General features: G+C 70.3%; 24 protein-coding genes and 1 pseudogene. 13 read left to right on the forward strand and 12 right to left on the reverse strand.

All coding sequences use genetic code 11. The features are described 5' to 3' along the window. Positions 1–41 precede the first annotated feature (41 nt). The 4 genes from ACFWSK_RS25965 to ACFWSK_RS25980 form a co-directional block, all read right to left on the reverse strand. Positions 42–464, reverse strand: a complete 423-nt coding sequence (locus tag ACFWSK_RS25965; protein WP_383790704.1) for a universal stress protein — start codon at positions 462–464, stop codon at positions 42–44. 90 nt (positions 465–554) lie between these two features. After that, positions 555–1,214 (reverse strand): FMN reductase, encoded by a 660-nt coding sequence (locus ACFWSK_RS25970; protein WP_383790706.1) that lies wholly within the window; start codon positions 1,212–1,214, stop codon positions 555–557. A gap of 5 nt (positions 1,215–1,219) precedes the next feature. Next, positions 1,220–2,332 (reverse strand): LLM class flavin-dependent oxidoreductase, encoded by a 1,113-nt coding sequence (locus ACFWSK_RS25975; protein ID WP_383790709.1) that lies wholly within the window; start codon positions 2,330–2,332, stop codon positions 1,220–1,222. A 393-nt stretch (positions 2,333–2,725) separates the two neighbouring features. Then, positions 2,726–3,019, reverse strand: a complete 294-nt coding sequence (locus tag ACFWSK_RS25980; RefSeq protein WP_383790711.1) for a DUF3303 family protein — start codon at positions 3,017–3,019, stop codon at positions 2,726–2,728. A gap of 367 nt (positions 3,020–3,386) precedes the next feature. On the opposite strand from ACFWSK_RS25980, the gene trpS reads away from it, so the two are divergent. Continuing rightward, on the forward strand, positions 3,387–4,463 hold the full coding sequence (gene trpS / locus ACFWSK_RS25985) for a tryptophan--tRNA ligase (protein ID WP_383790714.1): 1,077 nt from the start codon (positions 3,387–3,389) through the stop codon (positions 4,461–4,463). A gap of 27 nt (positions 4,464–4,490) precedes the next feature. On the opposite strand, the gene ACFWSK_RS25990 is transcribed toward trpS, so the two are convergent. Further along, entirely contained in the window at positions 4,491–6,464 is a 1,974-nt protein-coding gene (locus ACFWSK_RS25990; protein WP_383790717.1) for an NAD-binding protein, read from the reverse strand. Between the two features lie 222 nt (positions 6,465–6,686). Here ACFWSK_RS25990 and ACFWSK_RS25995 point away from each other — a divergent pair, with 222 nt between their 5' ends. Beyond that, positions 6,687–7,088 carry a thiol-disulfide oxidoreductase DCC family protein gene (locus ACFWSK_RS25995; RefSeq protein ID WP_383790720.1) on the forward strand — a complete coding sequence of 134 codons (402 nt, stop codon included), beginning with the start codon at positions 6,687–6,689 and terminating at the stop codon, positions 7,086–7,088. Between the two features lie 126 nt (positions 7,089–7,214). Here the strand turns inward: ACFWSK_RS25995 and ACFWSK_RS26000 are convergent, their stop codons facing one another. From ACFWSK_RS26000 to ACFWSK_RS26010, 3 genes are all read right to left on the reverse strand, one after another. Continuing rightward, on the reverse strand, positions 7,215–8,654 hold the full coding sequence (locus tag ACFWSK_RS26000; protein ID WP_383790723.1) for a flotillin family protein: 1,440 nt from the start codon (positions 8,652–8,654) through the stop codon (positions 7,215–7,217). Positions 8,655–8,735: 81 nt separating this feature from the next. Beyond that, positions 8,736–9,245 carry a hypothetical protein gene (locus ACFWSK_RS26005; RefSeq protein ID WP_383790726.1) on the reverse strand — a complete coding sequence of 170 codons (510 nt, stop codon included), beginning with the start codon at positions 9,243–9,245 and terminating at the stop codon, positions 8,736–8,738. Between the two features lie 104 nt (positions 9,246–9,349). Next, positions 9,350–9,835, reverse strand: a complete 486-nt coding sequence (locus ACFWSK_RS26010; protein WP_383790730.1) for a peroxiredoxin — start codon at positions 9,833–9,835, stop codon at positions 9,350–9,352. A gap of 55 nt (positions 9,836–9,890) precedes the next feature. On the opposite strand from ACFWSK_RS26010, the gene ACFWSK_RS26015 reads away from it, so the two are divergent. Further along, positions 9,891–10,616 (forward strand): dienelactone hydrolase family protein, encoded by a 726-nt coding sequence (locus ACFWSK_RS26015; RefSeq protein WP_383790732.1) that lies wholly within the window; start codon positions 9,891–9,893, stop codon positions 10,614–10,616. A 98-nt stretch (positions 10,617–10,714) separates the two neighbouring features. On the opposite strand, the pseudogene ACFWSK_RS26020 reads toward ACFWSK_RS26015, so the two are convergent. Then, positions 10,715–10,990, reverse strand: a pseudogene (locus tag ACFWSK_RS26020) (ATP-binding protein); the annotation flags it as partial. 164 nt (positions 10,991–11,154) lie between these two features. Here ACFWSK_RS26020 and ACFWSK_RS26025 point away from each other — a divergent pair. Together ACFWSK_RS26025 and ACFWSK_RS26030 are read left to right on the forward strand one after the other, a co-directional pair. Then, positions 11,155–12,003 (forward strand): Scr1 family TA system antitoxin-like transcriptional regulator, encoded by an 849-nt coding sequence (locus ACFWSK_RS26025; protein ID WP_383790734.1) that lies wholly within the window; start codon positions 11,155–11,157, stop codon positions 12,001–12,003. Next, a complete protein-coding gene (locus ACFWSK_RS26030; RefSeq protein ID WP_383790737.1) occupies positions 11,963–12,244 on the forward strand; it encodes a DUF397 domain-containing protein in 282 nt (93 codons plus the stop codon). The genes ACFWSK_RS26025 and ACFWSK_RS26030 overlap by 41 nt, the downstream gene beginning before the upstream one ends. On the opposite strand, the gene ACFWSK_RS26035 is transcribed toward ACFWSK_RS26030, so the two are convergent. Then, positions 12,226–12,861 carry a TetR/AcrR family transcriptional regulator gene (locus tag ACFWSK_RS26035; protein WP_383790740.1) on the reverse strand — a complete coding sequence of 212 codons (636 nt, stop codon included), beginning with the start codon at positions 12,859–12,861 and terminating at the stop codon, positions 12,226–12,228. The two genes, ACFWSK_RS26030 and ACFWSK_RS26035, sit on opposite strands and share 19 nt — an antisense overlap. 70 nt (positions 12,862–12,931) lie before the next feature. On the opposite strand from ACFWSK_RS26035, the gene ACFWSK_RS26040 reads away from it, so the two are divergent. The 3 genes from ACFWSK_RS26040 to ACFWSK_RS26050 all read left to right on the forward strand — a co-directional run bounded on the left by ACFWSK_RS26040 (position 12,932) and on the right by ACFWSK_RS26050 (position 16,683). Continuing rightward, positions 12,932–14,386, forward strand: coding sequence for an MFS transporter (locus ACFWSK_RS26040; protein ID WP_383790743.1), 1,455 nt, complete (start codon positions 12,932–12,934; stop codon positions 14,384–14,386). A 167-nt stretch (positions 14,387–14,553) separates the two neighbouring features. Beyond that, the gene (locus ACFWSK_RS26045) at positions 14,554–16,245 is read left to right on the forward strand and encodes a SpoIIE family protein phosphatase (protein ID WP_383790745.1); all 1,692 of its coding nucleotides are present in this window, start codon (positions 14,554–14,556) and stop codon (positions 16,243–16,245) included. A 39-nt stretch (positions 16,246–16,284) separates the two neighbouring features. Next, complete coding sequence (locus tag ACFWSK_RS26050; protein WP_383790748.1) at positions 16,285–16,683, forward strand: hypothetical protein; 399 nt, start codon at positions 16,285–16,287, stop codon at positions 16,681–16,683. A gap of 39 nt (positions 16,684–16,722) precedes the next feature. Here the strand turns inward: ACFWSK_RS26050 and ACFWSK_RS26055 are convergent, their stop codons facing one another. Beyond that, positions 16,723–16,848 carry a hypothetical protein gene (locus ACFWSK_RS26055; RefSeq protein ID WP_383790751.1) on the reverse strand — a complete coding sequence of 42 codons (126 nt, stop codon included), beginning with the start codon at positions 16,846–16,848 and terminating at the stop codon, positions 16,723–16,725. 197 nt (positions 16,849–17,045) lie between these two features. On the opposite strand from ACFWSK_RS26055, the gene ACFWSK_RS26060 reads away from it, so the two are divergent. From ACFWSK_RS26060 to ACFWSK_RS26080, 5 genes are all read left to right on the forward strand, one after another. Next, on the forward strand, positions 17,046–17,357 hold the full coding sequence (locus ACFWSK_RS26060) for a hypothetical protein (protein WP_383790902.1): 312 nt from the start codon (positions 17,046–17,048) through the stop codon (positions 17,355–17,357). A gap of 208 nt (positions 17,358–17,565) precedes the next feature. After that, positions 17,566–17,769, forward strand: a complete 204-nt coding sequence (locus ACFWSK_RS26065) for a cold-shock protein (RefSeq protein ID WP_151476148.1) — start codon at positions 17,566–17,568, stop codon at positions 17,767–17,769. A gap of 355 nt (positions 17,770–18,124) precedes the next feature. After that, positions 18,125–19,681: a DEAD/DEAH box helicase gene (locus ACFWSK_RS26070; RefSeq protein WP_383790754.1), complete on the forward strand. Its 1,557-nt coding sequence runs from the start codon at positions 18,125–18,127 to the stop codon at positions 19,679–19,681. A gap of 53 nt (positions 19,682–19,734) precedes the next feature. Next, positions 19,735–20,043 (forward strand): SCO5918 family protein, encoded by a 309-nt coding sequence (locus tag ACFWSK_RS26075; RefSeq protein WP_382726236.1) that lies wholly within the window; start codon positions 19,735–19,737, stop codon positions 20,041–20,043. A gap of 170 nt (positions 20,044–20,213) precedes the next feature. Continuing rightward, the gene (locus ACFWSK_RS26080; protein ID WP_383790756.1) at positions 20,214–20,417 is read left to right on the forward strand and encodes a hypothetical protein; all 204 of its coding nucleotides are present in this window, start codon (positions 20,214–20,216) and stop codon (positions 20,415–20,417) included. Between the two features lie 60 nt (positions 20,418–20,477). Here the strand turns inward: ACFWSK_RS26080 and ACFWSK_RS26085 are convergent, their stop codons facing one another. After that, positions 20,478–21,557: an acyltransferase family protein gene (locus tag ACFWSK_RS26085; protein ID WP_383790759.1), complete on the reverse strand. Its 1,080-nt coding sequence runs from the start codon at positions 21,555–21,557 to the stop codon at positions 20,478–20,480. Positions 21,558–21,632 lie beyond the last annotated feature (75 nt).

Here is a 21,632-nt window from a genome sequence, read left to right on the forward strand (position 1 = left end):
GGCCGGCATCATGCCGGCCGCCCCTCCCTCCCTCGTCCTCGTCAGTCGCGTACGACCGTCACGGGGCACGGCGCGTGCTGTGTGACGTGGAGGCTGACCGAGCCGAGCAGCGTCGCCTTGAAGCCGGTGTGGCCGCGGGCCCCGACGACCAGCAGGTTCGCGCCCTTGGCCCGTTCCAGGAGCACCTGGGCCGGGTTACCGATCACGATGATCTTGCTGATGGCCGCGGCGCCCTCCGCGCCGAGGGCCTCCTCCAGCGCCTCGGTGAGCGAGACGGTGGCCAGGGCCTGCGGGTCGAAGTCCTCCGGCAGGCCCGGCATCATGGACGCCCAGCTGGTCGCGGGGTACTCCCAGCTGTTCACGGCCTCGACGGAATCGCCGGTCAGTTCGGCCTGGCGAACGGCCCAGTGCAGTGCCTTGATCGATGAATCGGAGCCGTCCACGCCCACGACGATCCTGCCCATGTCTGCCTCCAGCTCGGTCCAGCTCGGTCCAGCTTGGTGAGAACGTTCGGTCCAACTGTAATCAAACCGGATATCTCACCCTTCGGTGGCTCAGTCCAGCCGGAGGTCGGCGAGCTGCTGCTCGAACGGCACGACCGCGTCCTCGCCGTCGTCCAGGCCCAGCGCCCTCGACGCTCCGGAGACCGTCCGCCCCAGGACCGCCGATGCGAGCTCGCCGCCGGCCCGCCGGATGCGGGACGGCAGACCCTCGGTGTACTCGTCGCCGGACGAGCCCCAGTCCTCCGACGCCGCGTACACGGACGTCGGCAGGGTCACGGCCCGCAGGTAGGCGAAGAGCGGGCGCAGCGCGTGCTCCAGGACCAGCGAGTGCCGTGCCGTGCCGCCCGTCGCCGCGATCACGACGGGCTTGCCGGTCAGTGCGGTGTGGTCGATCAGGTCGAAGAACGACTTGAACAGTCCGCTGTACGAGGCGGTGAAGACCGGTGTCACCGTGATCAGGCCGTCCGCCTCCGTCACCGCTTCGATCGCGTCCTTCAGGGCGCGCGGCGGGAAACCGGTGACCAGGTTGTTCGCGATGTCGACGGCCAGCTCGCGCAGCTCGATGACCTGCACGTCGATCCTGCGGTCCTGGTCGGCCTCCAGCCGCTCGCGGGCGGCGTCGGCCAGCCGGTCGGCCAGCAGCCGGGTGGACGAGGGGCTGCTCAGCCCGGCCGAGACGGCGACGATCTTCAGGGGTGCGGTGGCGAACACGGTACTCAGACCTCCTTGGCGGCAGTGGCGGTGGCAGCGGCGGCGGCCGTACGGGCGGCGGTGACCGCCGGGTGGACCGGGCTCTCCGGCACTCCGGCCGGCCGCAGCCTGGCGAATTCCTTGCGCAGCACCGGCACGACCTCTTCGCCGAGGATGTCGAGCTGCTCCAGGACCGTCTTGAGCGGGAGACCCGCGTGGTCCATCAGGAACAGCTGGCGCTGGTAGTCGCCGACGGACTCACGGAAGGACAGGGTCCGCTCGATGACCTCCTGCGGGGAGCCGACGGTCAGCGGGGTCTGCTCGGTGAAGTCCTCCAGCGAGGGCCCGTGGCCGTAGACCGGTGCGTTGTCGAAGTACGGGCGGAACTCCCGTACCGCGTCCTGCGAGTTCTTCCGCATGAACACCTGGCCGCCGAGGCCCACGATGGCCTTCTCCTCGGTGCCGTGGCCGTAGTGGGCGAAGCGCCTGCGGTAGAGCTTCACCATCTTCTCGGTGTGCTCCATGGGCCAGAAGATGTTGTTGTGGAAGAAGCCGTCGCCGTAGTACGCGGCCTGCTCGGCGATCTCCGGGGAGCGGATGGAGCCGTGCCAGACGAACGGCGGTACGCCGTCCAGCGGGCGCGGGGTGGCGGTGAAGGACTGGAGCGGTGTGCGGAACTTGCCCTCCCAGTCGACGACGTCCTCGCGCCACAGCTTGTGCAGCAGGGCGTAGTTCTCGATCGCCATCGGGATGCCCTGGCGGATGTCCTTGCCGAACCAGGGGTAGACCGGTCCGGTGTTGCCGCGGCCCATCATCAGGTCGATGCGGCCGTCAGCGAGGTGCTGGAGGGTCGCGTAGTCCTCGGCGATCTTCACCGGGTCGTTGGTGGTGATCAGCGTGGTGGACGTGGAGAGGATCAGCTTCTCGGTGCGGGCGGCGATGTAGCCGAGCGTGGTGGTCGGCGAGGACGGGACGAACGGCGGGTTGTGGTGCTCACCGGTCGCGAAGACGTCCAGGCCCACTTCCTCCGCCTTCAGCGCGATCTCGATCGTCGCCTTGATGCGCTCGTGCTCGCTCGGTGTCCGGCCGGTCGTGGGGTCGGTGGTGACGTCTCCGACGGTGAAGATCCCGAACTGCATGACGCCCGCCTCCAAGAGGTTTTGGTTGAATGTTGAACTATGTGAACACACCCTACAACGAGGCACCCCCGCGACCTATTCCGTATCCCCGGACGTGTCGGTTTCCGCTGGTCGGCGCCCCACCGCTCGGCGCGCGCGATCGCTTCCCGCTGTGCCCCGAAGATCTCCTCCCGGGCCGGGACGGAGGAGAGCCCGGTCACCAGAGCGGCCGGCACGATGAGGTGCCGGCCGGCGTAGGTCGTGGTGCGGTGGGTGAGAACCCCGTTGTGGAGGGCGAGGCGGTGCCGGGAGCGCCGGGCGGTCGCGGCCAGGTCGATGACCAGGCTCTTGTCCCAGGCGCGGGGGCGGTCCTTCGGGTAACCGCCCGGACGGAGCCGGGCGGTTACTCCGAGGTCAGTGCTTCAGCGCGGCAAGACCCTTTTTCATGTCCTCGGCGTTCATCACCGGCTGGATCTCGATCCTCGCGCCGAGCTGCTCGAAGAGCGGCTCCGCGATGCTGGGCAGCCGTGAACTGTCCTGCATGTCGAAGACGAAGGTGCAGGACCGGCCGCCCTCGCTGGGGCCGAAGTAGGACGCCTCGGGCTTGAGCGCTTCCATCATCTCCTGCATGACCTTCAGCAGCTGGCCGCTCTTGAGCGCGTCGTTCGAGACCTGGGTGTCCAGGTGTGCCCTCAACATGACTCTCATCGCAATTTCGCTCCTTACGCCCACCACGACCGGCGCGGTGCGGTCCGCGCTCGCTGAGACCTGGTGACGTCCCGCTCAGGCTCTCCTCGGGTGATCGGGGCGGCAACATCTCGTCCGCCGTCCGAGCCGGGCCGGTGCGTACTCCGGACACGCCGTACGCCCACGGCCCCTCCCCGTACACTGGGCCGCATGACCTCCGTACTGTGCCGGAACTGGTGGCGCTCCTACTAGGAGCGGCCACCTCATCTGCACGGAACCAGGGCCGTTCGACATGGACGGCCCTTTTTTGCTGCCTCCGGGCGGCGCGGATCCCCGGTTCGGCGGGCCGTCCTCCACGCATCAGCACCCGCGCGAGGAGAGACCGACCATGACCATCACCGCTTCCGGAGTCCCGGCCACCGTGATCCCCACCACGCCCGCACAGACCCGCAGCACCGAGCTCGAACAGCAGCTACGGCACACCCCCGAACGCTTCCGGGTCATGACCGGCGACCGCCCCACCGGCGCGCTCCACCTCGGCCACTACTTCGGCACCCTCCACAACCGGGTCAGGCTTCAGGACCTCGGCGTGGAGGTCTTCGTGCTCGTCGCCGACTACCAGGTGCTCACCGACCGGGACGTCGCCGAGCGGCTCTCCGAGTATGTGGAAGGGCTGCTGCTCGACTACCTGGCGATCGGGATCGACCCCGCCCGCACGACGGTCTTCAACCACAGCGCCGTGCCCGCCCTCAACCAGCTCCTGCTGCCCTTCCTGAGCCTGGTGTCCGTCGCCGAACTGGGCCGCAACCCCACGGTGAAGGACGAGATCGCGCACTCCCGGCAGTCCTCGGTCAGCGGACTCATGTACACCTACCCCGTCCACCAGGCCGCCGACATCCTCTTCTGCAAGGGCAACCTGGTGCCGGTCGGCCAGGACCAGCTGCCGCACCTAGAAGTGACCCGGACCATCGCCCGGCGCTTCAACGAGCGGTACGGGGCGGTCTTCCCCGAACCGGACGCACTGCTCTCCGCCGCGCCCCTCCTGCTCGGCACCGACGGCACCAAGATGAGCAAGAGCCGCGCCAACTCGATCGCGCTCTCCGCCGGTGCGGACGAGACGGCGCGGCTGATCAAGGGTGCGACGACGGACGCGGAGCGCCGCATCACGTACGAGCCGGAGGGTAGGCCCGGGGTGTCGAGCCTCGTGCTGCTCGCCGCGCTCTGCCTCGGCCGGGACCCGCACGAGGTCGCCGGGGAGATCGGGAACGGGGGAGCCGCCGCCCTCAAACGGACGGTGACAGACGCGGTCAACACACGTATGGCGCCGATCCGCGCCCGGCGCGCGGAGTACGCCCAGGACATGGCGTACGTACGGTCGGTGCTGCGCGCGGGCAACGAGCGGGCCAACGAGATCGCCGAACGGACCCTGGACGAGGTGCGCGACGCGATGGGCGGCCTGCGGTAGCCCCACGTGCCGCACGCCAGGACCTGGTCAGCGGCGTGTCATCGTCCGCTGCCCGCGCAGGAGTTCCGCCAGACCGCGACGGGTCGCGGCGATCACCACGCGGTCCTCGGGGCGCAGTACGTACCCGGGGTGCAGGTCCTGGATCAGGCCCAGCGGCTGCCCCGTCGTCCCGGCGGCCGTCAGGTCCGGCTGCCGGTCGGCGGGCGGGGTGGCGTCCACTGCCAGCACCCGCCAGGCACCCGCGCGGAACGCCTGCTCGACCGTGCGGCCCTCCAGCTGGGGATGGCCGGCCACCCCCAGCGCGGCGAACAGCATGACCTTCCGCTCGACCGGGATCGCCCCCAGGATCTGGCGGCCCATCATGGCGCCCGCGAACGACGGGGCAGCCAGGTGGGAGACGGAACGGGAGCGGGTCCGGGCCTGGGGGTGGGCGGTGCGCAGGGTGCGGTAGACGGCGGTGGCGAACTCGTCGTCGTACAGGCGCAGCGCCACCCGCAGGTCCGGCTTGACCGAGCGGGCGTACAGCGCCGCCTCCAGATTCGTGGTGTCGACGCTGGTCAGGGCCAGCAGGGAACCGGCGCGATGGATCTTCGCCGCTTCCAGGACGCCTTCCTGCGTGACATCGCCTATGACCGTCGGGACGTGCATGCTCCGGGCCAGCGGGATGCCGCGCGCCTCCGGGTCCTCCTCCACGACGACCACGGGGATGTTCAGTTCGCGCAGCCGCACCAGGACCCGCGTACCGATCTTGCCGAGGCCCAGCAGCACGACGTGCCCGGACAGTCCGCGCGGCGGGCGGCGCAGCGACGAGGTGGTGCGCAGCGAGCCGAACGTCTCCAGGACGGCGGCCACCAGCAGCGGCAGCAGCATCAGCCCGGCCAGTCCGGAGAGCAGCTGGATGATCTGGCGGCCCGGCGGGTCGTCGAGCGCCGGATCGCCCATCGCGAACAGGTCGAGCAGCGTCAGGTAGGCGGCGTGCAGGGGGTGGTAGCCGGTGGTCAGCACCGAGGCGACCGCGAGGCCGACCACGGTGCTCGCGACTCCGGCCGCCGACCAGCGCAGCCGCCGTGAGAACACCTGGCTCAGCGGCGCGCCCCGCCCGCCCATCCGCTTCGCCGGGCGGGCCGGGTCCGCCCGGCTGATGTTCTCCAGGACGATGGTTCCGCGCCCGGGAGCGGCCGCCACCGAGGCGGCGTCCGGCAGGAGTCGGGGGCCCTCGTCGCCGCTGCTGTCGGAACCCTCGGCGCCCGCCGGGTCGTGGGTGGTGGAGGAGAGCAGCGCGAGCGTGCACAGTCCCGGGTCGGCCACCTCGCCGTGGCGCGGCGGCGGCCGTTCGGCGGCCCGCAGGAGCAGCCCCCCGGCCTGGATGACCTTGCTGCTGCCGGTGAGCGCGGTGGCGGCCAGGGCGGGCGCCGCCGTGTCCGCGTCGGACAGCACGGTGGTGGAGGCGTCGAGTGCCGCCTGGTCGAGCCCGGGCACGGCCAGCGCCGCCGCCTGGTCGAGCAGCGTCTCCAGGTGCTGGCCGAGCTTGCGGTTGTAGAGCCGGATGACCAGGCGCAGGCGCGGGTTGAGGCGGCGGGCGGTCAGGGCGGCCCGGATGTTGCGCTCGTCGTCGTCGTAGACGAGCGCGAGCGCGGCGGCCCGGTCGATGCCCGCCTCTTCGAACACGTCGTCGGAGGGCTCAGGTGCCTCCAGGATGCGGACGGCCTCGATCCCGGCGTTCGTGTCGGTGTCCGTGCTGCCGGCCGCGTTGCCGTTGCGGTTCATCGCCGCCGACATCCGCCCGAACAGCGCTGCCGCGCGGCCGCGTTGGGTTATCTGCCGCTCGGGGTGGTCGGGGTCGCCGCCGGGTGGGAGCAGCAGGGTCACCCGCTCGCCGTAGACGTAACGGAGCTCCACCGCGAGGCGCCTGGCCAGGGTGTCGTCTCCGCAGACGACCATGTGGCCGCCTGCGGGGACGCGTTGGGGCTGCTGAGGGAGTGGGGGCACGAATCCCAGCATGCCTTGTTCCTTACCGTCCGGTCCGGCAGGTCGGTGATCTTCGCGTGACGGGCCAGGGGCGGACCGGCGAGGAGATGGCGCGGGTGCGCCGCCCGCGCCCATGGACCCTCGTACGCGCCACCCGGACCCGACGGTCACGCTGGTCCGCATCCCGCACGCGGGCACACCGCTCTGACGCGAGGGAAGCGGCCCTCCGGCACGGTGCTCGGGCAGGATGGGAGCATGCCGACCCGACCTGTGCTCGTCTACGACGGCGACTGCGCCTTCTGCACGACCTCGGTGGCGTTCCTCGTGCGGCGACTGCGGCCGGACTGCGCCGTCACGCCGTGGCAGTTCGCGGACTTGGACGCCCTCGGCGTCACCCGGGCGCGCGCCGAGCACGAAGTGCTGTGGATCTCGCCGCCCGGCGCGGTGTACGGCGGTGCGCAGGCCGTCGCCAAGCTGCTGTTGCGAGCCGGTGGAGCCTGGGCATGGCTGGGTGGCCTGCTCACCCTGCCCCCGCCGCGGTGGATCGCCCACGGGGTCTACCGGCTCGTCGCCGCCAACCGTGACCGTCTGCCCGGCGGCTCCCCGGCCTGTGCGTTGCCGTCGGACCGGAGGCCCGGCGTACCGTCGGTCGGCTGACAGCCGTCCCGTCGGCGACAGCCGTGTGGCGACTTCAGCGGTGCCGCTCTCCGCGCCCCCCGGACGCGCCGGTGCCCGGCGGAAGGATTCTCCGGCCGGGCACGGGGTGGTGGGTGACGCTGTCGTTCAGTCGGTGATTTCGATCTTGCCGTTGTTCTTGGGGTCCGCGGCCTGGGCGGGGACCCCGGTGGCCGGGGCCGTGCGGTTCTTCAGGTTCTCCAGGAGGGCGCCCAGGTCCACGCCCGTCGTGGAGTTGAGGAGTTCGATGCCCTGCGTCACGTTGTCCGTGACCGTGCGGGCGAGCTGGCTGGCGCCGTCCGTGGAGATCACCGTCAGCTTGTCGATGGCGCTGAGCGGCTCGGAAGCCTTCGCCACGACCGTCGGCAGCACCTCGACCAGCATCTGGAGCACCGCCGCGTCCCCGTACCGGGCGAACGCGTCGGCCTTCTTCTGCATGGCCTCGGCCTCGGCCGCACCCTTGGCCGCGATCGCCGCGGCCTCCGCCTCGCCCTCGATGCGGACCGCGTCGGCCAGGGCCGAGCGGTGCAGCTTCTCGCCCTGACCGGTCAGGCGGGAGCGCTCCGCGTCCGCTTCGGCCTCCTTGACCTGGGCGATGCGGCGGGCCTCCGCCTCCTGCTCGGCCTGGTAGCGGGCGGCGTCCGCGGGCTTACGGACCTTCGTGTCCAGCTCGCGGTCGGTCAGCGCCGCCTGGCGCTCGGCGACCTTCTCCTGCTCCTGGAGCACTTCCTGCTGGCGGGCGGCCTCGGCGAGCGGGCCGGCCGCGTTGGCCTTGGCGGCCGCCGCTTCCGTCTCCGCCTTGATCTCGGCCTGCTTGAGGTAGAACGTCCGCTCGGCGATGGCGATTTCCTCGGCCGCCTTCAGACGGGCCTGCTCAGACGCACGGCGGGCGATGGCCTCCGCGATGTCGGCCTCCTGCTTGGCGCGCGCCGCCTCGGGCCGGCCGAGGTCTTCGAGGTACGAGCCCTCGGTGGTGATGTCCTGGATCTGGAACGCGTCCAGGATCAGGCCCTGCCCGGACAGGCTGGCCTCGGCCTCCTCGGCGACCTGGCTCGCGAACGCGGCACGGTCGCGGATGATGTCCTCGACCGACATCCGGCCCACGATGGCGCGCAGCGCGCCCGACAGGACTTCCTGGGTGAAGCCGACGATGCCGTCCTGCTGCTGGAGGAAACGCTGGGCGGCGGCCCGGATCGCGTCCTCGTTGCCGCCGACCTTGACGATCGCGACGCCTTCGAGGTTCGACTTCACGCCGCGCAGGGTCACGGCGCCGCGCACGGAGATCGGGATGTGGCGGCTGGAGAGGTCCAGGGTGAACTTCTGCTGGACGAACGGCACGACGAAGACGCCGCCACCGACGACGACCTTCTGGCCGCTGTTGTCGATGCTGGTGCGGCCGGTGACCGGATCGGTCGACTTCTTGCCGCGCCGGCCGGTGATGATGAACGCCTCGCTGGGCCCGGCCACCTTGTAGCGGGTGATCACTACGAGGCCGAGGAGTACGACGAGTACGACGATGCCGATGACGGCGATCAGAACTGGGCTCATGAGAAGGGTCCCCCCTGCCTCCCGACGAGGGGGACGGCAGATCGTTTTTCGGTCAGACCGTGTCGAACGGTCAGGTGGTGGTCAGCGCTCGACCTGACGGACCTGGACCGAGGTGGTCGACAGTGCGGCCTCCACCCAGATCTCGGCGCCCCGCTCGACGGGCTCCGGGCTCTTCGCGGCGAACTTCACGGTCTGGCCCGCGAGTCGGAGCAGCACCTCGCCGTAGCCGCCGGCCGGAATTGGCGTGACCACCGATCCGGACGTGCCGATGAGGTCGTCCCCGCGCGGCGTCGCGGTCGTCTGGTCGCGCATGAGGGCCCGGCTGAACCTCCAGGTCACCCATGCCGCGACGAGACCGGCGACGGCTCCGGTGACGGTGGCCGCGACCGTGCCGACACCCGTCGCGCCGAGCATGATCGCGCCGCCGAAGCCGAGCATCGAGAGGAAGCCGGCGATGACCGGCAGCGAGAGGAGGCCGTCGAACAGGCCGTCCAGTACGCCGCCCAATAGTCCTTCGAGGATTCCGTCGAAGATCAGGGAGAGGGCGAGAAGAACAAGTCCCGCAATGCCGAGACCCAGAAAGAAGGTCACGCGATCACTCCCCCGGTTTTTCGACGTCCCCCGACATTTCCGTCGAACTGGCTGGATGATCCCATACGCCGGGGGGTTGTGGTACTGCCGGGTCCCGGCACTCCTTACGCGACTTTGATGCCGGACAGGTGCTCGGCGAGCGTGTCCAGCGACTGGAACGTGGCGCCGAACAGTGCCACGTGCTTCCAGCGCAGAACGCCGTCGGGGCCGACCAGGAAGACCGCGCGCCGCACACCGATGCCGGGCGCGGAAACCCCGTACGCCTTGGCGATCTCGCGCCCCTCGTCGGCGAGCAGCGGCATCCGCAGTCCGTGCGTGCGGGCGAACGCCTCGTGACTGTCCACACCCTGTGGACTGATTCCCCAGACCTCGGCATCCAGCCCCTCGAAGGTCTCGAACCCGGAGGAGTAGGAACAGAGCTGCTTCGTGCAAACCGGAGTGTTGTCTCCCGGATAGAAAGCGAGGACGACGGACCGGCCGCGCGCCTTCGAGAGCGTGTAATCGGTGCGCTCGAAAGCGTCGTCGGTGAGAATTCCTCCGGGCAGGGTGAAGTCCTGCACCGGCTGACCGACTTGAGGTCCTGATGCCATGATGGCTCCCTTGATCGCCTTACGGGGACGGGTGCGTGCCCCGTACCGTGAACGTATGGCACACCATCCCCCCTCCGCTGCGGTACTCCTCCTGCACGGTGGCCGTGAGGCGGGGGCCGGCCCGCCGCCGTTCGGTCCGCTCAATCTGCCGGCGGTCCGGATGCGCCCCTTCCGGCGGTCCGTCAGGAAGGCCACGCTCCCGGCCGACGTCCTGGTCCGTAGCGTCCGCTACACCTGCCGCGGCTGGAACGGCCCCCGCGAAGACCCCCTCCACGACGCCGTACGCGCCCTCGACGACCTCCAGCGAGAGGCCGGTGACCTTCCCGTCGTCCTCGTGGGTCACTCCATGGGCGCCCGCGCCTCCCTCCGTGCCGCAGGGCATCCGCTGGTACGCGCGGTGGTCGGCCTCGCCCCGTGGTGCCCGCCCGAGGACCCGGTCACCCAGCTCGTGGACCGTGACGTCGTCCTGATCCACAGCACCCACGACCGCGTCACGAACCCCCGCGCCAGCCGGGCGCTGGCCGACCGGGCGCGCGATGCGGGCGCCCGGACCTGCCTGGTCACGGTCGAGGGAAGCGACCACGCGATGCTGCGCCGCGCCGCGCTCTGGCACGAACTGACGACCGCCCTGGTCACCGGTCTGCTCGGTCAGAGCACTCTGCCGGACGCCGTCTCGGCGGCACTCCGGCCGCCCCGGGACGCGGACTCCGCGCGCGGCACGGTGAGCATCGACGCGTTGCCGCGCCCGTACGCCGTGGCTCGCACGGGGGCCCGTTCGTAGACCTCCGGCTCCGGTACGTCCGGCCGGCACTCGAACCACACCGCCTTCCCGCCCGCCCGTGGCACCACCCCCCATCCGCCGGCGACGGCCGCGACGAGGAACAGGCCCCGCCCGTCCTCGGCGAGCGGGGCCGCGTCTCCCACCTCGGGGAGGTCGGGGCAGTTGTCGCTCACCTCCACCCGCACACCCTCCGGGGTCCGCAGGATCAGCAGGGCGCACCGGCGGTCGGGCACGTGCCGCACGACGTTCGCGACCAGTTCCGTCAGCGCGAGTTCGGCCGCGTCGGCGAGTTCGGACAGGCCCCATCCGGCGAGGTACGTGCGGAGGATGCGCCGCAGATGCCGAGCCGAGTGGTCACCGACCGTGAAGCTCATGCCATAGCGGGTGGGCCCCTCAACTCCGGGCGTCTGTTCATCGGTTACGTGATTCACGTCACCAGAATGGACAGTGATGGTTACGCTCGGCTACGGGCGCAAAGCAACGCTGCGCCGCGTGAGCTTGTACCTGAGCTGTACGTGAACGAGGGGAACCCCCGCACATGGTCAACATCCGTGACCTCGACCCGCATGCTTCACCGCTGGACTACTACGGTGCCGAACTTCGGCGGCTCCGCGAGGCGGCAGGGCTCAATCAGAAGGAACTCGGCGCGATCATCTTCTGCACGGCGTCGCTGGTCGGCCAGATCGAGACGGCCAGGAAGCTCCCGACCCGTGACTTCTCCGACCGGGCGGATGCCGCGCTGGGGACCGAGGGGGTGCTGTCCCGGTTGGTGGGGCTGGTGCTGCGCAGCCAACTGCCGACGTGGTTCCAGGCGTATGCGGAGATGGAGGCGAAGGCTTCATTCATCTCCACGTACCAATCACAGTTGGTCTACGGGCTGTTGCAGACCGAGGCGTACGCGCGGGCTGTGCTTGGTGTGGACCATCAGGACACCGTCGAGGAGGTCTTGGCGGCACGGATGGAGCGGCAGCGGATTCTCCGCCGTGAGAATCCGCCGGTGCTGTGCGTGGTGCTGGATGAGGCGGCACTGCACCTGGAGATCGGCGGAGCCGAGGTCATGCGCAGCCAACTCGCGCACCTGTTGTCTTTCCTCGATCGACCCTGGGTGCAGATTCAGGTGTTGCCCTTCAGGGTGGGGCAACACGCGGGAATGATGGGTTCGTTCACGGTCCTGCGCTTCGACAACGACCCGGATCTCTTCTACTCGGAGAGCTACGACTCGGGTCACATGACCGCCAATCCGCAAGTGATCAGGGAGCGTTCGCTGGGTTACGCTCGCCTGCAGGCCGCGGCCCTCTCCCCGGAGGACTCGGCGGCACTGATCGCGCGCGTAATGGAGGAACGCTATGGGCAGCAGCCAGGACCTGAAGAGCGCGGTGTGGCGTAAGTCCAGCTTCAGTGGCAGCAGTGGCGGCGACTGCATCGAGTGCGCCCCCCTCGGCACCGCAGCCTGGCTGAAGTCCTCGTACAGCGGCAGCAGTGGCGGCGAGTGCGTCGAAGTCGCCGCCCAGCCCTGCCGTATCGCCGTCCGCGACTCCAAGAACCCCGGCGGCCCCGCCTTCACCGTCGCCCCCGCCGCCTTCGCGGCGTTCGTGGCCGCTGCGGCGGGTTACCCCTTCGGCGCGTAGTAGCTCAAGAACATGTCGACGCCGCCCGTGATCAGACGATCCGTGGCGGTGTCGTCGATGGCGGTCCCGTACGAGCTGAAGACCAGGTGCGGGAAGACGAGCAGCGCGTAGAGCTGCACGATCGCCGTTTCCAGGTGGGGGATGTCGAGGCGGCCCCGTTCCGTGAGCGTGCGCAGGGCGTCGGCGACGGCCGGGTGGTGGCCTTCGGGGCCGTGGCCCTGCCAGGCGGTCCCCAGTTCGGGGAAGCGGTGCTGCTCGGCGGCGACCAGGTTGCGCAGGGCCGCGACGTCCGTGTTGCCCCGCACCGCTGCCACCCAGGCGCGGGCCGCGTCGACGAAGGCCGTACGGAGGTCGTCGGCGTCGGCCAGTTGGGCGAGGGCTGCCGTGGGCGCGCCGCCGAGGGGTTCGTCCAGGGCGCCCGTGATGACGGCCGTGAACAGGGCTTCCTTGCTGCCGAAGTGGTTGTAGACCGTCACCTTCGATACGCCCGCCTCGGCGGCGATGGCGTCCATGCCCACGCCGAAACCCTCGCGGAGGAACGCGGTGCGGGCGGCTCCGACGATGGCCAGGCGCTTCGCTTCGGCGCGGGGTCCGGCGGGGGGCTGCTTCGCGTTCATGGGGGACAGGCTAACAGCGACCTGAACTGTACGGTTGAGTTCAACTGAACTGAACCGTACAGTTGAGTTCATGAGCCGTTCCGAGGTCCATCAGATCCATCCGCACGCCCATCCGCAGCCTCCTACGCACCCTGATCGCGTCGCCGTCCCACGGCGCTGGGCGGTCCTGGCGCTGATCTGCGCCGGCCAGTTCATGCTGGTGCTCGACGTGACCGTGGTGAATGTCGCGCTGCCCGCCATGGCGGCGGATCTGCACCTCGGCCGCACCACGCTGACCTGGGTCGTCACGGCGTACACCCTCTGCTTCGGCGGTCTGATGCTGTTGGGCGGGCGGCTCGCCGACGCGCTCGGAGCGCGCCGTGTCCTGCTCGCCGGGCTGGCCGTCTTCACCGCTGCCTCGCTGGCCACCGGGCTCGCCGACAGCGCCGCCCTGCTGATCGGCGGCCGCATCGCGCAGGGGGTGGGGGCCGCGCTGCTCTCGCCCGCCGCGCTGTCCCTCGTCACCACCACGTTCCACGGCGAGGAGCGCAACAAGGCGCTCGGCGTGTGGGCCATGATCGGCGGCACCGGTTCGGCGATCGGGGTGCTGCTCGGCGGCGCGCTGACCGCCGGTCCCGGCTGGCAGTGGGTGTTCTACGTCAACGTCCCCGTCGGCCTGGCCCTCCTGGTGGCCGTACCCCTCCTGGTTCCGGTCCGCGCAACGCAGCGGGCCCGGCTCGACGTGCCCGGGGCGCTGCTCGTCACCGCCGGGACCGGCTCGCTGATCTACGGGCTGGTCGAGGCGGGGAACACCGGCTGGGGCTCGGCGGCGACGCTGCTGCCGCTCGCGGGGGCGGCGGTGCTGTACGCGGTGTTCGCGGCTGTCGAACGCGCCGCGAAGGCGCCGCTGATGGACCTGCGGATGTTCACGCGGCGGCCGGTGCTCGCGGGGGCGTTCCTGATGCTGATCGCCACGGCGCTGCTGATCGCGTTCTTCTTCCTCGGTTCCGTCTACCTCCAGCACGGACGTGGCTTCGGGCCGATGAAGACCGGCCTCGTCTTCCTGCCCGTCGCGCTCGCCGTCGGCATCGGCGCGCACCTCGGGTCGCGGCTCGTCGGGCGGCTCGGCAGCCGTACGACGGCCGTGGGCGCGATGGCGATCGCCGCCGCCGGGTGCGTACCCCTGACCTGGCTCTCGGTGGACGGCAGTGTGTACGCGGGGCTGCTGCCCGGACTCGTCGTGGCCTCGTTCGGACTGGGGGCGGTGTTCGTGACGGCGACGACGACGGCGCTGGCCATGGTGGACCACCGGGAAGCGGGGCTCGCCTCGGGTGTGGTGAACACCTTCCACGAGGTGGGCGGTTCCATCGGGGTGGCGGTCGTGTCCACGGTCGCGGCGGCGGGGATCGCGGGCGGGAGTGCGGCCATCGGGGCGTTCGGTGACGCCTTCACGGTGTGTGCCGTGGCCGCCGGGGTGAGCGCGGTGATGGCGCTCGCGCTCGTACCGCAGGGGAAGCCGCGGTTGTCGGGACCGCACGCGCACTGAGCGCGGGCACGGATGCCCCGAAGGCGGGCTCTGGTCCGTTCGGAGACGCGGAGATGCGGGGTGCGGCGGGGCGGACCACGATGAAGAGCCTGGCTGCGGGCGGCGCACCCACCCCGTCCGCCGCCCGGCCACCGTGTGCCCGCCCGTGCCACGCCCAGGAGGCTCCCTTGCCGTCCGAAGAGCACGCAGCCCGGCCGACGCCCTTGGACCTGGCAGGGCCGGCCGCTCTGCTCGGTGGTGCGATGGCGGGGGTGGCCGTGCTCGACACCGGACTGCGCTACCTCTACGTCAACCCGGCACTCGAACGGATCAACGGGGTCTCGGCCGCCTGCCACCTGGGCCGTTCCGTCTTCGAGGTCCTGCCGGAGATCGAGGCGCGGGAGGACGTCCTGCGCAAGGTGCTGGCCGACGGGCAGCCCCGCGAGATCACCTACACGGGCCAGACCTGGGCGGTGTCCGACCTGGAGGAGCGGTACTGGCACGGCGCGTACCACCGGCTGGAGGACGAGGAAGGAAAGGTCATCGGGCTGGTCGCCATCGTCCTGGACGTCAGTGAGTCCGAGATCCGGAACGAGGAGCTGAAACGGGCCAGGCGTCATCTGGCGCTGCTGGACACGGCGGCGGTGAGCATCGGTACGACGCTCGACATGGACACCACCTGCCAGGAGCTGGCCGACTGCGTCGTACCGGCGCTGGCCGACGTCGCAGCCGTGGACGTCTTCCCGCCGGAAGTCGGGCACGAGGTGCGGCACGCGCCGCCGGGCGTGCTGAGGCTGCGTCGGGCCGCGCTGGCGACCGTGCCGTCGCTCCGCGACATCGTGGACAGGTTCAGCAGGCCGGGTGACCACATCGACTACCAGGAGGGCGCGGCCGTACCGCGCTGCCTGGTGTCGAACGCCCCGGTGAGTGTGGACTTCCTGAGCGACGAGGAGCTCAGCTCATGGGGGCCCTCGCCCGCACGGGCCGCTGCCTACCGTGCCATCGGCATCCACTCGGCGCTCGTGGTGCCGCTCACCGCGCGCGGACTTCCGCAGGGCGCGCTGAGCCTCGTCCGGGCCGATGGCTCGCCCTCTTTCACGGACGAGGACATGGTGGTCGCGCGCGAGCTGGCGGGCCGCGCCGCCATCGATCTGGAGCACGCCCGCCGGTACACGCACGAGCACTCCATCGCCCGCGAGCTCCAGCGTTCCCTGCTCTCCGAGCCGCGCGGGCCGCATCCGCACGTGGAGATCGCCAGCCGCTATCTGCCCGCGGAGCAGGGGGCGCTGGTGGGCGGTGACTGGTTCGACGTCATTCCGCTGCGGGACGGGCGCCATCTCAAGGCGATGGGCGATGTGATGGGTCACGGGGTGGAGGCGTCCGTCGCCATGAGCCACTACCGCTCGCTGCTACGGCTCCTGGCGTACGACGATCTGCCGCCGCACGAGATCCTGGAGCACCTGGACCAGATGGTCGAGCGCTCCGGCATCGACCGGGCCGCGACCTGTCTGATCGCGGTGGTCGACCGGGCGGTCGGGGTCTGCGAGATGTCGAGCGCGGGTCATCTGCCGCCGGTGTTCATCGACCCGGGGTCGGCCGGGCGGGTGACGGGCGTGTCGGTGGGGCCGCCGCTCGGTACGGGATTCGGCGGGTACCGGACGACGAGGGTGCCGTGTGGTCCGGGGACGGTGCTGTTCATGTACACCGACGGTCTGGTGGAGCGCAGGGGCGAGGACATCGATGTGTCGGTGGGACGGCTCTCCGGGCTCGCCCTGCCGATGAGCGGCAGGCTGGAAGACCTGCTGGACGAGGTGCTGGACCGGTTCGGGCAGGACGCGGAGGACGACATCGCCGTCATGGCCTCGCGGACCTCGCGCTGACGGGCCCGGAGTGTCAGTGGACGGTGGGAGGATCACGGCATGGAACCCCTCCTCCTCGCCGATCTCGAAGCCGCCATCAGAAGCAGCTGGGACGCCGACACGACCACCCCCGTCCACCGCCCGCACTGGAACCCGGACAACCCGGCGCGGGACCAGTGCGGTGTCACGGCCATGGTGGTCAACGACCTGCTCGGTGGCGAGCTGATTCGCGGTGAGGTCCGGGTCGACGGCGTCCAGACGGACTTCCACTGGTGGAACCGACTGGGCATGGGCATCGAGATCGACCTCACCCGCGAGCAGTTCGGGCCGGAGGAGATCGTGACGGGCGGCACGGTGGTGCCCCGTCCGGCGGAGATCGTGAGGCTCCGCGAGGAGTACGAGCTGCTGCGCGGCCGGGTGCTGGAGCGTCTGCGCGGGCAGGTGCGGGTGCGGGTGTGACGGGCTGTTCCCAGGGGCCCGGTGTGACGGTGGACGGGCTCACCAGCCCGTCCACAGCGGGTGGTTGATGAGCAGCGTCACCACCGCCTGTGTGGTCACCCGGCCGCGCCGGGCCGTGTCGGGGAGCGGCGCGGCGGCGAGGGTGGTGCAGGCGAGGTTCGCCATGAACGCCACGCCAGGTCCGGCCGGAGCGCTCGGCCCACCGCGGCGCACGCACGTCACGGGACCTCAGGACCCCGACACGCCACGCCACACCGCCCGGCCCGGGCCCGGACAAGGGTGTAGCCCTTCACGACGGGGGATGCGTGAAGGGCTACACCACGCATTATGGCCCCGGGCCAGGCACGTAACCAACTGGCCAGCTGGTCAGTCGGCGGTGCCTCCCCTGTGCGGTCGGCGAGGCCCGTCTGATCGCGCCCCTGCGGTCCGAGGGCGGCCGCCGCCGCTACTCCCGCTACCGACCGCGCATCGCCGCCCATGCGCGAGAGCTGGTCCTCAGCGGTACGCCGGCCGACGCCGCGTGCCGCATCGTCATCCTTGAGGACCGGCTCGAAGAAGCCCTGCGTCTCAACGCGGAGCTGCGGCGTCCGCGACCGGCCGCTGAATATCTGCATTGGCCAGCACAGAATATTACTCAATGGACAACAGTAATTTTATGCCTGCGACCCGAGTGATATGGCGTACATCCCCGATCCCGGCGAATCGTGCTACGGTTGATCTCAGTTGCAGTTGTGGTTCCCAAAACTTCAAGTGCTCTCGCCGGTTCTACATCGGTGGGCGCGCTTTTGTATTTCCGGTTCTTTCCGGAAGGGGCAATCATTTGCGGCGACGTAGGGCTCGCACAGTGTGAGCCCACGGGCACTGCCCCGAAGGAGATATGACATGGCTACTGGCACCGTGAAGTGGTTCAACGCGGAAAAGGGTTTCGGCTTCATCGAGCAGGAGGGCGGCGGCGCTGACGTCTTCGCTCACTACTCGAACATCGCCTCTTCCGGCTTCCGCGAGCTGCAGGAAGGCCAGAAGGTGAACTTCGACGTCACGCAGGGCCAGAAGGGCCCGCAGGCGGAGAACATCACCCCCGCCTGATCACTCAGGCGTACGGCGTAGCTGGGGCCCGCACCTTGGGGTGCGGGCCCCGGCTCGTTGTTGTTTTCGGGGACCGTCGACGGTCCCCGAAGCACACGCACCACCGCACCACCGCACGTACCACATCTTGACCGATCCATGACCGACCCCGTGAGCGACTCCCCGGTGACTTGTTCCGGATGCATGTCGGTCATGTCGAAGCAGTCAATCTGAAGCGCCGGATACGGCTTGTTCCCAGCGGCCGGGCTTTATTTTCGTATTTCATCGGCACGTTCTTGCGATTCTTGGCGCCGCTCAGGCTGCTGCTGCCCGATAAAGAATCCCTCGATACGCGCCATATCGAGGAAGGTTCTGCATGAACCGCGAACGCACGTCTCGTACGAACGACCGATTTTCCCGGACCCGCTCAGGCGGTTCCGCCGGAAGCAGTCGCACCGCCAACGGGTTCCGCTCCGCTCCGTCGAGCCGGCAGGGCGGTCCCTCCCAGGGCCGTTCCGGCGGCGGCTCCGGACGCTCCGGTGGCTACGGCCGCCGGCCCGCGGCGCTGAAGGGCGAGTTCGCCCTCCCCGTGACCATCACCCCGGCGCTTCCCGCAGTAGAAGCCTTCGGTGACCTGGAGATGCCCGCACCGCTGATGGCGGCGCTCGTCGCCGAGGGCATGTCGGTGCCGTTCCCGATCCAGGCAGCCACCCTGCCGAACTCGCTCGCCGGGCGCGACGTCCTGGGCCGTGGCCGTACCGGCTCCGGTAAGACGCTCGCCTTCGGTCTGGCCCTGCTGGCCCGTACCGAGGGCCGCCGCGCCGACGCCCGCCGTCCGCTGGCCCTGGTCCTCGTCCCCACCCGGGAACTGGCCCAGCAGGTCACCGACGCGCTCACCCCGTACGCCCGGTCGCTGAAGCTGCGCATCGCCACCGTCGTCGGCGGCATGTCGATCGGCCGCCAGGCCAGCGCCCTGCGCGGCGGCGCCGAAGTCGTCGTCGCCACCCCGGGCCGGCTGAAGGACCTCATCGAGCGCGGCGACTGCCGCCTCGACCGTGTCACCATCACCGTCCTCGACGAGGCCGACCAGATGGCCGACATGGGCTTCATGCCCCAGGTCACCGAGCTGCTCGACCAGGTGAGCCCCGACGGCCAGCGGATGCTGTTCTCGGCCACCCTCGACCGCAACGTCGACCTGCTCGTCCGTCGCTACCTCAACGACCCGGTCGTCCACTCGGTCGACCCCGCGGCCGGCGCGGTGACGACGATGGAGCACCACGTGCTCTACGTCCAGGGCGCCGACAAGTACGCCACGACCACCGAGATCGCGGCCCGCGAGGGCCGGGTGATCATGTTCCTGGACACCAAGCACGCCGTGGACAAGCTCACCGACCACCTGCTGTCCAGCGGTGTACGGGCAGCGTCCCTGCACGGCGGCAAGTCGCAGCCGCAGCGCACCCGCACCCTGGACCGGTTCAAGACCGGCCATGTCACGGTGCTCGTCGCCACCAACGTCGCCGCCCGCGGTATCCACGTCGACAACCTCGACCTCGTCGTGAACGTCGACCCGCCGAGCGACCACAAGGACTACCTGCACCGCGGCGGCCGTACCGCCCGTGCCGGTGAGTCCGGCAGCGTCGTCACGCTGGTGCTGCCCAACCAGCGCCGCGAGATGACCCGCCTGATGGCGGACGCCGGGATCACCCCGCAGGTCGCCCAGGTCCGTTCCGGCGAGGCCGAGCTGAGCCGGATCACCGGGGCGCAGGCCCCGTCGGGTGTCCCGGTCACCATCAGCTCGCCGCCGTCCGAGCGCAAGAGCGGTGGATTCGCCGGCCGTGGCCGTCGCCGCCCCGCACAGGGACGCCGTCCGGGCGCCCCCACGCCGGAGGCGCGTACCGCGTCGACGCAGCGCCGCACCAACCGGGCTGCCTGAATCCGAACCGGTAAGTCCCCGTCCGGCCGTCCCCACCACCTTGTTGAGGCACTATGCGCTGTGTCATCGCCCGCTTCCCCTTCGATCTCTTCAAGAACGAAGTCGAGGATTCGATGAAGGGCATCAAGCCCGAACCCGTCACCGGTGACGCGGTAGTCATCAGCCGCCGGGTCTACCCCGTCAAGCAGGTCGGCGAAGTGATCACCCGGCAGGACCGCCGTGACTTCTCCTCCGCCGAGGTCACCCGGGCGCTGACGCGCCTCGGCTTCACCTGCCGTTCGGCCGAGGTGCCCGCCCCCGCGGTGCCCCTCACCCCGATGGAGAACGCGTCGGCCCTGCTCGGTACGCCGGACCCGGTCTGAACCCGTAGTCCGTAGAACCACCCGCACCCCTGTGCCCGTAGTCCGGGCACAGGGGTGCGGTGCGTTCTGCGTAACAGTCGCTCCGCCATCCGGGTGCTGACGGGCGTGTCGTTCCCGGGCGGAGGGAGAGGATGGTGCGGCCGACTGCACCCCACGGGCGAGGAACCGACATGAACATGCGCAAGCTGACCGTACTCGGAACGACGGTACTGGCGTCCTTACTGCCCGCCGGGATCGCGTACGCCGACGAGACGCACACCGACGCGCACAACGGTCCGCAGGTGGCGCTCATCTCGACCGGTCAGATCGACGACCCGCTGGAGGACGTCCTGGAGCACGCCACGGTGCTCGGCAGGACCTACGTCACCGGCTGAGGCGTCACCGGCTGACGCGTCCGCAGGTCCGAGGCGTCAGGGCGTCGGAGTTCCGAGGCGTCAGGGCGCCGGCTTCGGCTTGGGCTTCAGGGCCCACTTCATCCGGGGCTCGACCACGACGCGGAACACCCGTCGCACCGGTGAGGTGCACAGGAGCGTCACCATCACCGCGGCAGCCACCGTCACCGCGATCCGGCCGAGCGGTGTCTCCAGGAACGCGTGGTCGTAGAAGTTCTCGTACGTGGCGGTCCTGATCACGAACCCGTGCAGGAGATAGCCGTAGATCGTGCCCGCTCCGAGCGCACTCATCCACAGCTTCCGGTTCGGCACCCAGGCGAGGAAGCAGGCGCTGAGCACCACGGCGGCCGCGAACAGCAGGAGCGTCATGGCCGCGCCGGCCCAGACGGGCGAGGCCAGCTCCTCGGCGCTCTGCCGCCGGTAGAACCACCTGGTCGAGATGCGAGGGACCGCCCAGTAGGCGACGAGCAGGGCCACGGCGCAGACCGGCAGGGACAGGATGCGTGCCATGGGGCGGCGCACCAGGTCGAAGTGGTACGGGCGCAGGCGCAGGCCGAGCACGTAGAACGGCAGGAACTGCAGCACGCGCTGAAGCTGGAGGTCGCCGCCGATGCCGTTCATCATCGAGGCCATGGCCGCGATGGCAACCGAGACGGCCACGGGCTGGCGGATCACCTGCCAGACCGGGGTGGTGAGCCGCCAGATGAACAGGGCGGGCAGGAACCAGAGCAGCCAGTACGGGTCGACGATGGTCAACGGCTGCGAGGGGCGCTCCACCACGCGCTCGAAGACGGTGTACGCGACCTCGAAGATGACGTACGGCACCAGAAGCTGGGTGACCAGCTTCCACACCCGCTCCGGCCGCAGGTCGAAGCTGCGGGAGAAGTAACCGGCGATCACGATGAAGACCGGCATGTGGAAGGTGTAGACGAAGGTGTAGAGCGCCTCGACCACCCGCCCGCTGTCGGGCAGCGGCTCCCAGGCATGGCCCATCGCGACCAGGACGATCGCCAGGTATTTCGCGTTGTCGAAGAACGGGTCGCGCCCGCTGCGGGCACCGGCCGCTGCCGCCCCGGCTTCCGTGGGAGCGTGGCCTGGTGTCTGCGAGGTCAAGGAGGTCACGCCGACACCTTAATGACCGCCGCAAGCGGGGTGACCGGCGCGTTGCCCGTAGGCGGCTCCCGTCCGGCCCCTCGG

The organism is Streptomyces sp. NPDC058620, assembly GCF_042717135.1.
GTDB lineage: Bacteria > Actinomycetota > Actinomycetes > Streptomycetales > Streptomycetaceae > Streptomyces.